Annotated in this window: 13 protein-coding genes; 8 read left to right on the top strand and 5 right to left on the bottom strand. The window is 63.3% G+C overall.

Translation table 11 applies throughout. The features are described 5' to 3' along the window. Positions 1-37 precede the first annotated feature (37 nt). From cysS to ACWW36_RS02450, 7 genes are all read left to right on the top strand, one after another. On the top strand, positions 38-1399 hold the full coding sequence (cysS, locus tag ACWW36_RS02480; RefSeq protein ID WP_456140034.1) for a cysteine--tRNA ligase: 1362 nt from the start codon (positions 38-40) through the stop codon (positions 1397-1399). A gap of 247 nt (positions 1400-1646) precedes the next feature. After that, on the top strand, positions 1647-2417 hold the full coding sequence (locus ACWW36_RS02475) for an SDR family NAD(P)-dependent oxidoreductase (RefSeq protein ID WP_456140033.1): 771 nt from the start codon (positions 1647-1649) through the stop codon (positions 2415-2417). 82 nt (positions 2418-2499) lie between these two features. Then, positions 2500-3126, top strand: coding sequence for a hypothetical protein (locus ACWW36_RS02470; RefSeq protein ID WP_456140032.1), 627 nt, complete (start codon positions 2500-2502; stop codon positions 3124-3126). Positions 3127-3210: 84 nt separating this feature from the next. After that, entirely contained in the window at positions 3211-4746 is a 1536-nt protein-coding gene (locus ACWW36_RS02465; RefSeq protein WP_456140031.1) for a dihydrolipoyl dehydrogenase family protein, read from the top strand. 3 nt (positions 4747-4749) lie between these two features. Continuing rightward, positions 4750-5340, top strand: coding sequence for a GNAT family N-acetyltransferase (locus tag ACWW36_RS02460; protein WP_456140030.1), 591 nt, complete (start codon positions 4750-4752; stop codon positions 5338-5340). 105 nt (positions 5341-5445) lie between these two features. Beyond that, positions 5446-6081: a nitroreductase family protein gene (locus ACWW36_RS02455; protein WP_456140029.1), complete on the top strand. Its 636-nt coding sequence runs from the start codon at positions 5446-5448 to the stop codon at positions 6079-6081. A gap of 232 nt (positions 6082-6313) precedes the next feature. Further along, entirely contained in the window at positions 6314-7231 is a 918-nt protein-coding gene (locus ACWW36_RS02450) for an LLM class F420-dependent oxidoreductase (RefSeq protein WP_456140028.1), read from the top strand. A gap of 43 nt (positions 7232-7274) precedes the next feature. Here the strand turns inward: ACWW36_RS02450 and ACWW36_RS02445 are convergent, their stop codons facing one another. The 5 genes from ACWW36_RS02445 to ACWW36_RS02425 form a co-directional block, all read right to left on the bottom strand. Continuing rightward, positions 7275-7724 (bottom strand): hydrogenase, encoded by a 450-nt coding sequence (locus ACWW36_RS02445; protein WP_456140027.1) that lies wholly within the window; start codon positions 7722-7724, stop codon positions 7275-7277. A 132-nt stretch (positions 7725-7856) separates the two neighbouring features. Next, the gene (locus ACWW36_RS02440) at positions 7857-8615 is read right to left on the bottom strand and encodes an SDR family oxidoreductase (protein ID WP_456140026.1); all 759 of its coding nucleotides are present in this window, start codon (positions 8613-8615) and stop codon (positions 7857-7859) included. A 10-nt stretch (positions 8616-8625) separates the two neighbouring features. Further along, the gene (locus ACWW36_RS02435) at positions 8626-8964 is read right to left on the bottom strand and encodes a hypothetical protein (protein WP_456140025.1); all 339 of its coding nucleotides are present in this window, start codon (positions 8962-8964) and stop codon (positions 8626-8628) included. Between the two features lie 197 nt (positions 8965-9161). After that, complete coding sequence (locus tag ACWW36_RS02430; protein WP_456140024.1) at positions 9162-10946, bottom strand: sigma-54-dependent Fis family transcriptional regulator; 1785 nt, start codon at positions 10944-10946, stop codon at positions 9162-9164. Positions 10947-11239: 293 nt separating this feature from the next. Beyond that, a complete protein-coding gene (locus tag ACWW36_RS02425; protein WP_456140023.1) occupies positions 11240-11698 on the bottom strand; it encodes a hypothetical protein in 459 nt (152 codons plus the stop codon). A 289-nt stretch (positions 11699-11987) separates the two neighbouring features. On the opposite strand from ACWW36_RS02425, the gene ACWW36_RS02420 reads away from it, so the two are divergent. Beyond that, entirely contained in the window at positions 11988-14774 is a 2787-nt protein-coding gene (locus ACWW36_RS02420; protein ID WP_456140022.1) for a helix-turn-helix transcriptional regulator, read from the top strand. Positions 14775-15325: the final 551 nt, after the last annotated feature.

Below are 15325 nucleotides of genomic sequence, written 5' to 3'. Positions count from 1 at the left end.
TACGGCGAATACTTCGCAACGAGGGCGAAGGATTGACGTGATCGTTTACAACACGCTCACGAAACGCAAAGAGCTCTTCGAGCCGATAACCGCGGGCACAGTACGCATGTTCGTGTGTGGTCCGACCGTCTACGACCTCAGCCACCTCGGGCACGCCAAGACCTATACCCAGTTCGACCTGATTGCCCGCTATCTGCGTAGACGCGGGTACCGAGTGACATACGTGCAGAACATCACCGACATCGACGACAAGATCATCGGTCGCGCGGCGCAGATTGGTACTGATCCGGTGACGGTGGCAGCTACCTACGAGAAGCGCTACCTACAGGATATGGCCGCGCTGCATATCTCCAGCGTCGACAACTATGTTCGCGCCAGCGACTACATCCGCGAAATCACTTCTCAGATCGTACAACTCATCGCGCGCGGGCATGCCTACGAGCTAGATGACGGGTGGTACTTCGATCTGGCCTCGTTCCCGGATTACGGCAAGCTCTCGGGACGTATCGATTCGCGTGCTGGAGGCTATGCTTCTCGGATCGAACACCGCGTCGACAAGCGCAATGCCGGCGACTTCGCGTTGTGGAAGGCCCGGAAAGAGGGCGAGCCGTTCTGGGACGGGCCCCTGGGTCCGGGGAGGCCCGGCTGGCACATCGAAGACACTGCAATTACGGCGTCGATCTATGGCCCGCAATACGATCTGCACGGCGGCGCCGTGGATCTCATTTTCCCACACCACGAAGCTGAGATCGCGCAAATGGAATCGGTGTCCGGCCGTTCGCCGATGGTGCGCTACTGGGTGCACACCGGTCTGCTGCACGTCGACGGCGCAAAAGTGTCGAGGAGTGCTGGGGGCTTTGTGACGATCCGTGAAGCGCTGGCGGCCTACGACTTTCGCACCGTGCGCTATGCGTTCTTGAGCCAGCACTACCGGTCAGCCATGGAGTTCAGCATGCATGCTCTCGACCAGGCCCGCCTCGCCCGACGGCGTGTCGAGAATTTCGCCCGAACCATCACTGCCTCCGAGACGTCCGCCGCGCAGGCACTCGCCGACCGGACCCGCGCCGAACTCTTCGGCCGTCTAGACGACGACTTCGACACACCTGGAGCCCTCGCCGTATTGTTCGACTACATCCGGGAACAGAACCGTAGTAACACACCACCGGGCCCGACCGCCGCCGTGCTGCTCCAGGAAATCAATGAGCTGTTCGACACCTTCCGCATCGACCAGAGAGCGCGTGACGACCACGAAATCGCTGCAGCGGTTGAACGCCGATGGCGACTGCGCACCAACCGCAGGTTCGCCGAAGCCGACGCGATCCGCACGGACCTAGCGACCCGCGGCATCACCCTCGAAGACACTCCTGAAGGCACCCGATGGTGGCGTCAGGACAAGTAAGAGCAGCCTTATCCATCTTCGCTCCCAGGCGCGCTCCGGCCCACGCCATCGCATTAATCACCCGGGTGAATAAGTGGTTCGGGTGATGGACATCTCACCCGGCTTGGCTGCAGTCTCAGTACGACCAGAAGCGGGCAGGAATGCCGGGCCGTCGGCGGTGCACCACAGCTGAGGTCGTTACGTGTCATCGACGGGAGAACGGCGGCCCAGCCGGAGCCGTCAAGGAGAACCAAGAAGGGAGCCTGATATGCATTTTGAGGCCAAGAAGGTAATTGTTATCGGCGGTAGTGCCGGCATGGGACGACAGATCGCGGTCGACGTCGTCGACCACGGCGGCAGCGCGGTGATCGTCGGACGCTCGAAAGCCCGTGTCGATGACACCGTCGCTGAACTGAGGAGCCGGCGTGGCGAAGCCTGGGGCATCGCCGCCGAGCTGACAGATCGCGCTGCCGTCGCCGATGTGCAGCGCGCGCTTTCCGAGCATCACAGCGACGCGACACTGCTCGTCAACTCGGCCGGATTCTTCATCCCCAAGGCGTTTCTCGAGTACGACCAGCAGTTCTACGACTCGTACATGGACCTCAACTATGCCCTGTTCTTCCTGACGCAGACCGTCGTTGAGGGCATGATCACCAACGGTGCGGGGGGCTCGATCGTCAACATCGGCAGCATGTGGGCACATCAGGCCATTGGCCTGACCCCGTCGTCTGGATACTCGATGCAAAAAGCCGGCCTGCATGCGCTCACCCATAACCTGGCCATCGAGCTTGCCGGGCACAAGATCCGCGTCAACGCCGTCGCACCGGCGGTGGTGAAAACACCGCTCTACGAAGGGTTTATCCCCAAGCAGGAGATCGACGCCACGCTTGCCACTTTCGCACCGCTTCATCCCCTGGGACGAGTGGGCACCGCCGCCGACGTCGCCAATGCCGTCACCTATCTGCTCTCCGACCATGCCAGCTGGGTTACCGGCGCGATTCTCAACGTCGACGGCGGGATCATGGCCGGCCGCAACTAACTGGTCGAGATCCTGGGCGGTAGGAATCCGGAACATTCTGGCCCGCTGGACATTCGACTGCACACTCAACCAAGGAGCATCCGTGCCACACGAATACCCCAAGAGCCAGGACGTGGTCGACGCGTTAAACCCGGAGCCATACCACGTCACCCAAGCGACCGCGACCGAGCGTTCAGGCGCAGCGACTACAGGCCACCACTCCGAATACGAGCGGGCACACCAATGGCGAAAGGCCACCCGTGAGCTGGTGTTGGCCGAAGCCACCGCGATGGCCGCAGCAGACCCGCCACAATCGCAGTGCTCAGTCTCGATCACTCTGACCGGCAACGCATTATCGAATGACCTGTTGCTCGCCGACACCGGCATCATCGCATTGACATCCCACCGCGACCGCGCAGACGCCAGCAGCCACCCGATGAGGGTCATACCGATGCGACTCGACATGCTCAGCGACCTGCCTGCGGTCAACGTTCTGGGACGTGGCGTGACCGAGCCGACGCGACTGCGGCTGGTGGTCGAATTGACCGCGCGCAACCCACACACCGACACGACGTCGGTGATGCGGTGCGAATACGATTCCGTTCTCCTCGATACGCAGACGCCGCTCGCGGTACTGGATTTCCGGCTACAGCACGACGAACCGCACCTCGAGCGACCGCACCGACATGCGAGGCGCCGGTGGCACGAAAATCGCACCAATGGACCCTGAAGCCCCAACGCACCTGTCGTTGTAGACGGTTGGGCCGCAGCCATACACAGCTGTACGTACCGGTCATCGGAAGTGAGGGTAGATGTGACTGACGCAGAGTTCGACGTGGTCGTCATAGGCGGCGGGGTGGGTGGTGTGGCCGCCGTGCGGAAACTGGCGTCGGCAGGCCTTGCGGTAGCTCTCGTTGAGGATCGTCTGGTCGCTGGGGAGTGTCACTATTTTGCCTGCAATCCGAGCAGAACACTGCTTCGTTCGATCGAGGTGTTCAACCTGGCGAAAGCTGTTCCTGGTGTGCGAGAAGCGATGTCGGGCGAAGGGCTGGATGTTCCGGCCGTCTTCGCGAAACGCGACGCGATCATTGAGCACCTCTCGGATCAAGACCGAGTAGCATCACTGCGGCAAGCAGGTGTAGCGGTGTTTCATGGGTTCGGCCGGTTGAGCGGCCAACGAACAGTGCGCATTTCGCGTGCCCCTAACATCGAAGCCGTCTTGACTGCGCGCCACGCGGTCGTATTGGCAACCGGAACTCGTCCTAACGTGCCGGAGATAGATGGGTTGGCGCAAGCACGCCCGTGGACCAATCGAGACTTGACGACCATGACACAAGTGCCACCTCGCACGCTGGTTGTGGGTGGCGGCCCTGTCGCCGTCGAGTTCGCGTCCATCCTGACCGGTTTGGGCTCTGCGGTAACACTTTTGGTACGTGGGAACACGCTGCTTCACGACTGCGAACCGGAAGCCCGCGAGTTGGTCGCGCAGTCACTACGAAGCGACGGCGTCAAGATTCACTTTGAGGCAACGTTGTCGGCGGTAGCCCGCCCTGTAGCGGGCGGGCCAGTCACCGCAACCTTCCACGGCCAGACCATCGAGGTAGACGAGATCGTCGTAGCCACCGGACGGTGCACCAACACCGACAACATCGGACTGGAAAATGTTGGTCTGCCGGGCGGCGGAATCGTTTCTGTTAACGATCATCTACAGGCGCTCGGCGTCACAGGCGACTGGCTGTACGCATTGGGAGATACCACCGGGCGTGCTCGGCTCTCTCATATCTCCACATACCACGGTCGTCTCGTGGCCGACATCATCGCGGCCAGGGCCGCGGGGCGAGAACTGGGCGAGAACGAGCTGGCCGCCCGCGATGCCGGCAGTCTGGCGCAGGTAATCTTCACCGACCCTCAACTAGTCAGGGTGGGACGCACGGAAAGTCAGGCCCGAGCAGAAGGGTTCGCGGTAAGAACCCGAACCGCCTGTTACCCAGGCGAAGTGGCATTCCTCGCCCTATACAGGGACGGCTTCGAAGGATGGGCGAAATTGGTCATTGACGCCAAGACCAACACACTGCTCGGAGCTACTTTCGCGGGACCACAGTTCTCCGAACTCGTTCAAGCAGCCACCCTGGCTGTCGTCGCGAAGGTTCCAATCAGCCTCCTACGTCATGCTGTCGCGCCACACCCCACAGTCAGTCAGGTCTGGGATCCGCTGCTCGCCCACGAATCCGAACTTGCCGTTACTGAAGACCGGGACGCGACCTCGATGTTCAAACAGGCCCTCGACCAGGTGCCGAGGCCACCGTCTAGGGCGGACTGTTTGGACACCCGGCTTGGCGATAAGGAGTAATCGATGTGCGAGGGCGCCCACGTCCAAGTGGCGGGAGCCGACGAGCTGATCACCAAGCGCCTGCGGTTGCGCGCGTGGACAGTTGACGACGTCGACGCTGCGCTGGCGATCTTCGGTCAGCGGGAAGTCGCACGCTGGCTCGCTCCGGCGATGCCGCGCGTGGCCGATCGTGACGAAATGCGCCAATTGCTGGTGCGGTGGATCACCGAACACGATGAAGCGGGGCGGCCACTGGGCCACTGGGCGATCGAGATACGTGACAGCGGCCTGGTCATCGGAGCGGTCGCGCTGCTGCCGTTGCCGCCCGGCTGCACCGACCTTGAAATCGGTTGGCAAATCACCCCTGCGGCCTGGGGGCACGGTTACGGCGCTGAGGCCGGCCATGCGGTGGCGCATCAGGCTTTCGCCAACGGAGTATCGGAGGTGTTCGCCGTGGTGCGCCTGGAGAACACCCGCGGTGTCGCGACCGCGCGACACGTCGGGATGGAGTGGGTCGGCGAGACCGACAAGTACTACGGCCTCACACTGCAAATCTACCGGCTCACCGCAGCCGATCTGGACTACCCCGAACCCACTGCGGCCGTGCGCCGATAGTGACCCGCCCTTTGTCGCCGCGTGCTGCGTAGTCCATCACTCGCGGAAGGGTGCGGCTCAACGCCGTTGTCCTTCAACCTATCCCTTCACGCCAAAGGAATCACCATGACCGACGGAATCACCATGACCAATCCCATTATCGAAAGTCTCGTGAGCCGCAGCACGACGAGTCTGTACGATCCGGCCGTCACCTTGACGGACGACCAAATTCGCGACCTGGTGCGAATCGCCACTACCGCGCCGACATCCTTCCACTTGCAGAACTGGCGCTTCATCGCCGTACGCACGCCGGAAGCCAAGGCTCGGCTGCGGCCGATCGCCTGGGGTCAACCCAAGATCACCGCCGCAGCCGTTACTTTCATCATCTGCGGCCAGTTGCCCGATCACAAGGTAGTGCGCCAGCGCCTGGCACCTGTGGTGGAAGCGGGCATCATGCGGGCAGAGATGGTACTGGACTATGGAAACGCAGCACGCCGTTTGTATTTCGGAAAACCGCAGTGCCAACGCGACGAGGCTATACGCACGGGCGCCATTGCCGCCACGGCGATGATGTATGCGGCCAACGCGTTGGGCCTAGGTTCGACGCCGATGATCGCTTTCGACCCGGAACCGCTGGCGCGCGAGTTCGGACTTGCCGAGGACGAAGTGCCGGTCATGCTGGTGGCCGTAGGGGCGAAGCTTCCGCAAAACTGGCCCCAGAAGCCGCGCCGTCCTGTGGCCGATGTTCTGGAATTCGTCTAGCCGAAGAGGTTGGTCATGGGGGTTCCTCACCGGACTAGTCACCCGCGAGACCCGCGGCAGTCCGGCCCCGTCATCAATAACGAAACGCATGAGGTTTCGCATGTCAAAAGTGTTGGCATAACTACGATTTTCTCGTTGCGCCGGCCTGGCATATCTCGTGGTGCGAGGCAGGACTTCCGATCAAGCCGACCAGATCGGGATGTTCCGAATCGGTCTGTGCGTTCTAGTTGTTATGCCGACTGGAATCGTGTTGTTTCCCAACCCACAAGCAATCAATCGTGTCGATGACGTGGTGGCGCAGGCCACCCGTGCATTCGAGCTCGGTGTCCGCCAGGTCTGGCTGAGCCAGCAAAATGATCACGACGCGATAGCCCTCGCCGCAGTGGTCGGCGCGGCCGTACCGGGGCTCGGCGTCGGCACGTCGGTAGTTCCGATCAACCCGCGTCACCCGCTGATCGTCGCGTCTCTGGCGCAGACGGCACAGGCTGCGTCGCACGGAAACTTCAGCCTCGGACTGGGTCTCGGCTCGCACCAGCCAGAGCGGCAAGCCTTCGGGACGTCGTGGCCCAACACGATCACACGCCTTCGGGAGCATTTGACGGTGCTGAGATCCATCTTTGATACCGGAGCGGTGGACTTCAGCGGCAACGAGATCAGCGCTCAGCCCGGATGGCCGGTGCAGGTAGCTGGCGGTACGCCCGTTCCGGTGTACGTGGCCGCGATGGGCCCAAAGGCGTTGCAGGTCACCGGCGAGCTGGCCGATGGCACCCTGCCGTACCTCGCCGGTCCGCGGACCATCGCGGAGTTCATCGAACCGGCCATCTCGAGCTCGGCTGCCGACGCCGGACGACAGAAACCCAGGATCATCGCACAGGTGCCCGCAATACTGTCCGACAACGTTGATGCGGCAAAGAATTTCGCGGCCGAGCAGTTGAGCTTCTTCGAGTCAATTCCGTCGTACCAGAAGGTGATTGCACGAGAGGGCATCGCTAGCGTGGTAGACCTTGCCGCGGTGGGTACAGCGGACTCGGTCAGGCGTCAGCTCAAAAGCTACCTGAATGCGGGTGCGACTGATGTAGTGCTAAGCGGGCTGGCCTGGACGGGAGCCGATGTGGTCGAGGAACTTTGGAGGGTGGCCGCGTCCCTCTGACCAGTGGGGTCGGCTAGTGGCGGTGACCCGCGCGGTGTTCGCATCACCCGTGTTCGGAGGCAGCGACAGATCCGTTGTCATCCCGCGCTGAGACGGCGGTGGCCGGGACTGATCGCCGTCGTGCAAGACCCCACAGAATCAGCGCCACGGCGACGAGAATCGAATACGCGATGCTGCGAAAGCCGGCACCCGCAACTCTTTCCTGCCACGGCTTTCCGTGATGGCCCTGCGACAGGATGGGGTTGGCTGCGGCGGTACCCATCGCGGCACCGAGCGTGGTGAACAGCCAGTTGCCATACGTGCCGTAAAGCGCCGACCACCGTGCCGCTTTCTCTACGTGTGGCGGGAATTCAACGTGGCCCCAGATCGCACCGAGCGCCATCAGGAACGTGCCATTCATCACGCCCTCCAGATGCGCGGAAAGCGCCATGCGCATATTCGTGAAGCGGCGCTCGTTCAGGCCCGTAACCAACCCGATCAAGAACAAAAACATGCCATGCCACATCAACCCGCGATCAGCCGTTCGCATAAGAGTTGTCCTTCCACTGGAGCCAATCACAACTACGCCCTGCGTCCGGCGTCCGACCCGCGCACCCTAATTGGCGCTTTGGTCCATACGATGTCCCTAGATGTATCGACTGAAGTTGGCGTCGATCCAGTCGGAGTATCGAGTCGTGAAAATGGTGGCGTTCTCGTCGGGCGCGAGGCTGCGATCATCGATCACCGCACCGAAGTATGGCGCCTGGGCGTCAGTCACAACCCGCCTTTGATCACCACCGGCGGCAAGGCGCGTGCGGACAAAGTCATCCATCCCCATCGCGTCGGGCCCCGCGATCTCTGTTACTCCGTTGATAGGGCGCCCGGAAGCCACGCGGGCTACGGCGGTAGCGACATCGTCGGCGGCGATAGGGCGGAACAACGCGTGTGGCAATCTGACAATGTCTCCGTCTGTCGCGGAATCGGCCAAGCCCAGTGCGAATTCGTAGAACGGAGTTGCTCGCACGATCGAGTAAGGCCGGGCCGAATTCTTGATCAGGTCTTCCTGAGCTGCTTTCGCGGTGTTGTAACCGCTATCCGGCATGATCTGCGCGCCCACTACCGACAAGGCGACATGGTGTTTGACTCCCGCATCTTGTTCAACAGAGAGAAGATTGGCGGTCGCGGTTGTGAAGAAGTGCATCACAGGCTCATCGTCGAACAATGGCGAATCGGCGACGTCGATGAGGACATCCGCGCCGGCGACCGCGTTGTCGAGGCCTTTACCGGTGAGTGAATCGACACCTGATCGGCGTGAGGCGGCGATCACGTCGTGTCCCTGCGCGCTGAGCTTCGTCGCTACTTTCGAGCCGATAAGCCCACGACCGCCAATGACTACGATCTTCATTTTGAGCCTTTCAGAGTTCCGTTTGACTGTTGACTTCGGTTGTGTGCCTTCCACCGCCGATCGAATCCCCTGAACATCGCTCTCCTGACGGATAAACGTCTGCTCCGGGCTGGGTGCGAGTGTGGCCGTCCGTTGGGAGCTTCACCCTCCCTTCGGTCTGGTCGTCGTCGGTTGCCCGATCGGCAGCGGTCTCCGGCTGCACGCTGATGAGCTCTAGGCCGAGATCGCGCAGCCGGTCGAGGAGTCCGTAAAGTTGTGATTGGTCTTTGACTTCGCCGGTGAATACTGTATTGACGGCGCCGCTGTGCAGGGTCATGCCTTCGAGTGCCGCCGCCAGCCGCTCGGTCAAGCGGCCCTGAACACAGATCCGGTACATCGTCGGCTCCACTTGCTCCTCCGCTCGCCGGCTATTGAGTCAGCGTTCACCGACGCGGGGTGAGTGGTCATCACCCGGCGAACGGATTCACCCGGGTGATTTGTGTTTTGAACTGCGCGTCGCGGCAGGGATTTGTTAGCCAATGCTTTCGGGCAGAACGCCGAGGCGTGTTATGCGATGCCGTAGTCGTTGATCTTGCGGTAGATGGTGGCTCGTGACATTCCCAGGGCGCGTGCTGCATCTTGTTTGTTGCCGCGGTTGTCTTGCAGGCTGCGGACAATGGCGTCGCGTTCCAGGGCTTCGATTTGGGTCAGCGTGCGCCGCGTGACCGAGCGGCACTCCGGTGGCAATTTGTCGGCGCTGATGATGCCTGAGCGTTGGCGGGCAACGGTTGCGGTCAGAACCCGCCGCAGTTGCGAAACGTTGCCCGGCCACGGCAGCTTGCTCAGTTGGTGCATGGCATCGGGCGCTAACCGCACATCGGCACCGCGGGTGATCGCGGAAAGCAGCGCCGGCACGAGTTCGGCGAGGTCGTCGATCCTGTGGCGCAGCGGCGGCACGGTGACGGTGTGGCTGAACAGCGGCAGCAGCTGCTTGATCGGTGCTGACGGAGACCCGCCGCTGCTGGTCGCCGCGATCCATCCCCGGCCTGCGCGCGTGGCCAGTATCGAGGCGATCGCTTCGAGTGCGTCCGTGTCGATCTCATCAACGTCGGCGATCACGACTGCGAAATCGTCATCGCCGGTCTCGGCGGCCAGCTCGGCGACGAAACGCGCCGCGTTGGGAAACGTTTCAGCGCGCATCACCCGAACGGTTCGGCCCGGTTTCGCGTGCTGTCCCACCGCCTGGGCCAGCCGTGCGCGCCCGGATCCATTTTCACCCTCGATCATGACCCAGTCGCGGTCGCGGCAGCATTGGCGCACCTGCTGGCAGCAGCGCAGCCAGGCGCTGTTGCGGCCTGCCAGGCCAGGGATGTGAGTGCGCGCCGGGTGGTCGATTCGAGGCGGCGACGAGCCGGTCTGGGCGGAAAGATCAACGTGGAAAACGACATTGGTGCGGCCGCCGCGCAGCGTCGACCGATCGGCGGCGGTGATTTTGGCAATGGATCCGCTCGGCAGAACCGCCAGCGCGGTGCCTGACAGCGTGCAGCTGAGCAGATCCCAGGCGTGTTCGAGAAGCGCGGTCTGGTCGTTACCGGTAATTGCCCGACGTAGGTAGGGGTTCATCAACACCACATCGCTACCGATGGCGAGCACACCGCTGGAAGATCGCCGCCCGTGATGCAGATATGCCTCCAGAAGTGCGATCTCGCCTTCATGAGCCACCACCTGCATGCGATCCTCAATCTGGCGGGCGGCGCTGGTAGCCAGCGCGAGCAATAGTGGATCGGATTCCACCGCCAGACAGCTCAGATTGACGGCGCCCACCACCCTGTGTGTTATCGGGTCACGGATCGGCGACGCTGCGCACGCGAAACCGAACCACATCGCGACGTAGTGCTCCCCGCCACGGATGAATGCCGGCCGGCCAGTCTCCAGCGCGGTGCCAATCCCGTTGGTGCCCGCCGCCTCTTCAGTCATTCTGTAGCCCGGTGCGATGCCGGTCGTGTCCCACGCGTTGAGGACCGACAGTTCTGCGGCGGTCCGCTCAAGCACCACGGCGTCAGTTGATGTCAGGAGAACGCCGACAGTTTGCGCAGCCAGGTCATCGGCGACGCGCTGCAGCACCGGCGCGGCCGCACGCGCCAACCGCGAGCCCCTATTGGGTTCGCGCACGTATGGCAGCTCCACCCGGTCGGTGTGAACGCGCAGGACCTGGGACCGTCGCCAGGAGTCGAGGACACCGGGCCGCAGAATGTCCTCATCGACTGAGCGCACCGCATCAACGGACCCGACGGTCAGGAACTTTTCCCTGACCCGCTCAACTTCGGTCGTGCAGTCGGCCGGCGACCTCATCCTTCAACTACCTCGACCCCGGCGTCATTGAGCCGCGACCCGTGTCCGTCCCCGCAGCTGGAAACGCAGCGGATCCTGGCGACAGACGTCAGACCTCTCCTGAGACACACTCACTGTACGCGCGCAACGTTGTCATTGGTCGTAGGAGCCAATGCACCGATGGGCAAAGAGAAGAAATACGGTGAGCGGGCAGTGCGTGAGCGCCTCTCCTCGACCTTGTACTCGGGGGTGAAGGAATTCCTAGGGCGGAACGTCCTTCCAGGAAACCACGGTCCCGCTATCTCGGATGTCCACTACTTCCCGGGAACCTCAGGGTGTGTGGTGTCAGTGGTGTGTCGCGGCGGTGTTGTGCCAAGTATCGCGTATGCCGCGGCTGCACTTGCTGCGGAGAAGACACTGTAGCTAAGCGGTGATTCGATACCGAGGGATACAGCCATCGCGGTTCCAAACACTATGAGCGTCAAGCAAGCCGCCGCGCCAACGAGTTTGGGCCTCCAGCCGGTCAGGAGCAAGACTCCCAGGGTCGTTTCGGTGGCGGTGGCCGCCCACACAATGACGGTCAATAACCATCCAGAAGCAAACGGAACAAGCTGGTGGGTATAGTCGGCAAAGGCACGCATGCTCCCCCAGCTACTACCCGGCCCAAACGCCTCCCACCAGCCGAATCGATCGGCAACAGCGGACAGAAAGGCCGCCGCGAGCGACACGCGTAAAGCTACCCGGACGACCCGGATCGGATCAGGCATGTGCATCGACTCTTCCTGCTGTATCGCGTACCGGCAATAGTTAATGTCTTCAAAAATTGTTGATGTGGAGCGGTGCGGACATCTTGGATCGCTAAAGTGCGCTCGAGCGGAAGCGCCGATTCGCCCTTATGCGCGATAGCCCGGTTCAATCCGAGGTGCGTCCTCGGCAATGGTTGCTGTGAGATGCTGGTGAGGTGGCGGTTGGCGGTTGGCTTAAGCTCTGTGCCGCGTTGAACGGGTCGCGTTGTTGCCCGGCCATGTTGTCTGTTCTGAACGGTTAGTCGCGGCGGTGCATATGTCGAGTAACCATCCGGCACAACGGCTGCGTGGGCGGAGCAATGAGTGCGAAGTGCTGGAACGCCTGATTTCGGGTGCACGTTCGGGTCAGAGCCAGGTACTTGTCCTGCGCGGCGAGGCGGGGATCGGGAAGACCGCATTGCTGGAGTATGTGTCGGAACGTGCGTCGGGATTCTGCGTCGTGCGGGCCGCCGGTGTGCAGTCCGACATGGAGCTCGCTTTCGCCGGTCTCCAGCAACTCTGCGCACCGCTACTGGACCGTTGCGATCGCCTCCCCGAACCCCAGCGTGACGCGTTGACGACCGCTTTCGGATTGAGCGCTGGGACCACTCCGGACCGGTTCCTGGTGGGGCTGGCCGTGCTGAGCCTGCTGGCGGCAGCTGCCGAGGATGGACCGGTGGTGTGTCTTGTGGATGACGCGCAATGGCTGGACCGGGTGTCCGCGCAAACGCTTGCTTTTGTTGCCCGCCGCCTGATGGCCGAGCCGGTCGCGTTGGTATTCGCATCCCGGGAGCCCGGCGAAGAGTTAACGGGCTTGCCGGAGTTGACGATTCGGGGCCTGCGTAACGGCGATGCTCGCGCGCTGCTGGAATCGGCGATACTCGGACGGCTGGATGAGCGGGTGCGCGACCGGATCGTCGCTGAGACGCGCGGTAACCCGTTGGCGCTGCTGGAGTTGCCCAGGGACATCACGGCAGCGGAATTGGCGGGCGGTTTCGGGCTGCCCGATGCGGGGCCGCTGGCGGGGCAGATCGAGCAGAGCTTTATACGACGTATCCACTCACTGCCGATGCAGACGCAACGACTACTGCTTACCGCGGCCGCCGAACCGGTGGGCGACGCGCCCTTGTTGACACGCGCTGTGCAGCAGCTCGGGATCGGTGCGGACGCGGCCGCGCCGGCCAAGGCGGCGGGATTGGTCGAGATCGGCACCCGTGTGCGATTCCGTCATCCGTTGGTGCGCTCGGCGGTCTACCGGGCGGCGGATTTGGCCGACCGTCAGGAGATACACCGGGCGCTGGCCGAGGCCACCGATCCCCAATCCGATGCTGATCGTCGAGCGTGGCACCGTGCCCACGCGGCGGTGGGGCCCGACGAGGACGTGGCCGCCGAGCTGGAGCGGTCCGCCGACCGGGCACAAGTCCGCGGCGGTGTCGCGGCGGCGGCGGCGTTCCTCCAGCGGGCCACCGAACTGACCCCCGATCCCGCCCGACGCGCAGCGCGGGGGCTCGCCGCTGCGCAGGCCGAATTCGAGGCGGGGGCCCTCGACGCGGCGTACGAGCTTCTCGCGATGGTTGACCTGGGGCCGTTGGACGAGCTTCAGCGCGCACTAGTGGTTCGGCTTGGGGCCCGGATCGTCTTCGCCCGCAGTCGCGGGAGTGGCGCTACGCCAATGCTTCTCGATGCCGCCAAGCAGCTTCTCGATGCCGCCAAGCGGCTCGAACCGCTCGACCGCGGTTTGGGTCGCGAGACATACATCGAAGCTATCGGTGCTGCGATGTTCGCGGGCCGACTCGGTGGCCCGCACGGAGCGAAAGACGCGGCAGAGGCCGCTGCTGCTACGCCGCCCGGAGCGCAACCGGTGCGGCCGGTCGACCTCCTCCTCGATGGCATGGCGACGTTGATCACCCGTGGCCCTGTGGTTGGTCTGCCGAAGCTGCGGGCCGCGCTGGGGTCGATCCAAAGCGAGGTTCAACGAAGAAGTGGTGGCGACGTGCTCCGCTGGCTTTGGCTGGCGTTTCCCATCGCGCAGGAAACGGCCGCGCACGAGCTGTGGGACGACGAAGCCTGGCACCAGTTGGCTACTCATGCGGTGCGTCTTGCCCGCGACGCCGGCGCGTTGGCCGTATTACCGGCGGCCCTCGTCTACCGCGCGGGCGTGCATGTACACGCCGGTGAGTTCGCTGCGGCCTCGGCGTTGATCGAGGAGGCCGACGCGATTACCGCCGCCACCGGCCATTCGCCGTTGAAGTATCACTCGGTGGTGCTGGCCGCCTGGCGCGGCGACGAGACCGCGGCGGTGAGGCTGATTGAGGCCGGCGTCCAGGACGCCACCGCCAGGGGCGAGGGAAGGGTCGTCGCTTTGGCCGGGTACGCCACCGCCCTGCTCTACAACGGTCTCGGCCGCTATCAGGATGCACTTGCCGCTGCGCAACGGGCATGCGAGCACGAGGATGTGGGTTTTTTCGGGTGGACCCTCGTCGAACTCATCGAGGCGGACGCGCGAAGCGGCGAACATGAGGTGGCGGTTGAAGCCCTGCAGCGACTCGAGGAACGCACACTGGTCAGCGGAACGGATTGGGCCCTCGGGATCCTGGCCCGGTCGCGCGCATTGCTGAGCGGCGGCAGCGAGGCCGGGGAGCTGTACCGCGAGGCGATCGAGCGGCTGGCGCGCACCCGGGTCGTCGTCCATCTCGCCCGCGCCCACCTGCTCTACGGCGAGTGGCTGCGCCGAGAGAACCGACGCGTCGATGCGCGCGAACAGCTGCACATCGCCCACGAGATGCTCAGCCGTATCGGGGCCGAAGCTTTCGCCGACCGCTGCCGCCGCGAGCTTCTGGCTACCGGCGAGACTGTGCGCAAACGCACCACGGGTTCGGGCGGCGGTCTCACCGCGCAGGAGGCGCAGATCGCTCGTCTCGCTGGCGAAGGACTGACAAATCAGGAAATCGGCGCACAGCTGTTCATCAGCTCACACACCGTCGAATGGCACCTACGCAAGGTGTTCGCAAAGCTCGGCATCAAGTCGCGCCGACAACTCCGCGGCGCCAGCTCGCCGCGTTAGCGGGTCGGGCCTCCGCACAGCACGTGGTCGCACAGACCACTGGTCCACCGGATCCACTACGGGCTTTCAAGGGTTCGACCGGCGACCGTCGATGCGAGGTTGGATTCACCAGTCAATCCAGGGCTGAGAAATCGGGAAAACGATGATGAGCACCGTGTTGGGAACGTTGGTGATGATGCCGGTGGTGTTCGGCGTCGGTACGCGTTGGTGTCCCGACGACCATCAGCATGCGATCACGCCGACGAAGGTCCGCCGGGCCGCCTCGCAGACGTCTCACTTTGAGACGCTCATTCACCTCATGTTGAGACGCTCACCACCCGCGTGCGGCGGTGTTATGGGTCGCAGAGGCCAATGCAACAACATAGAGGGATTGAGAAAATGATGAGCACATTGTTCGGAATGTTGATGATGATGCCGGTGGTGTTCGGCGTCGGCGGGCTCGTGTTGGTGTCCCGACGGCCATGAGGACGTCAAACGGGAGCCGCCAGCGTGCGCCTGAGGCAATCGCGGAGAATACATCTGATTCGATAGAGTCTCCGCGATCGCCGCGC

The sequence above is a fragment of the Mycobacterium sp. MMS18-G62 genome (genome assembly GCF_053877835.1).
The sequence above is the reverse complement of the archived record's forward strand: the minus strand, read 5'-3'. Positions and strand labels throughout refer to the sequence as shown.

Excerpts from the sequence above, each read along its gene's own strand:
- ACWW36_RS02475 (WP_456140033.1), top strand. The coding sequence starts at position 1,647 with ATGCATTTTGAGGCCAAGAAGGTAATTGTTATCGGCGGTAGTGCCGGC.
- ACWW36_RS02460 (WP_456140030.1), top strand. The coding sequence starts at position 4,750 with ATGTGCGAGGGCGCCCACGTCCAAGTGGCGGGAGCCGACGAGCTGATC.
- ACWW36_RS02455 (WP_456140029.1), top strand. The coding sequence starts at position 5,446 with ATGACCGACGGAATCACCATGACCAATCCCATTATCGAAAGTCTCGTG.
- ACWW36_RS02450 (WP_456140028.1), top strand. The coding sequence starts at position 6,314 with ATGCCGACTGGAATCGTGTTGTTTCCCAACCCACAAGCAATCAATCGT.
- ACWW36_RS02445 (WP_456140027.1), bottom strand. The coding sequence starts at position 7,724 with ATGTTTTTGTTCTTGATCGGGTTGGTTACGGGCCTGAACGAGCGCCGC.
- ACWW36_RS02440 (WP_456140026.1), bottom strand. The coding sequence starts at position 8,615 with ATGAAGATCGTAGTCATTGGCGGTCGTGGGCTTATCGGCTCGAAAGTA.
- ACWW36_RS02430 (WP_456140024.1), bottom strand. The coding sequence starts at position 10,946 with ATGAGGTCGCCGGCCGACTGCACGACCGAAGTTGAGCGGGTCAGGGAA.
- ACWW36_RS02425 (WP_456140023.1), bottom strand. The coding sequence starts at position 11,698 with ATGCACATGCCTGATCCGATCCGGGTCGTCCGGGTAGCTTTACGCGTG.
- ACWW36_RS02420 (WP_456140022.1), top strand. The coding sequence starts at position 11,988 with ATGTCGAGTAACCATCCGGCACAACGGCTGCGTGGGCGGAGCAATGAG.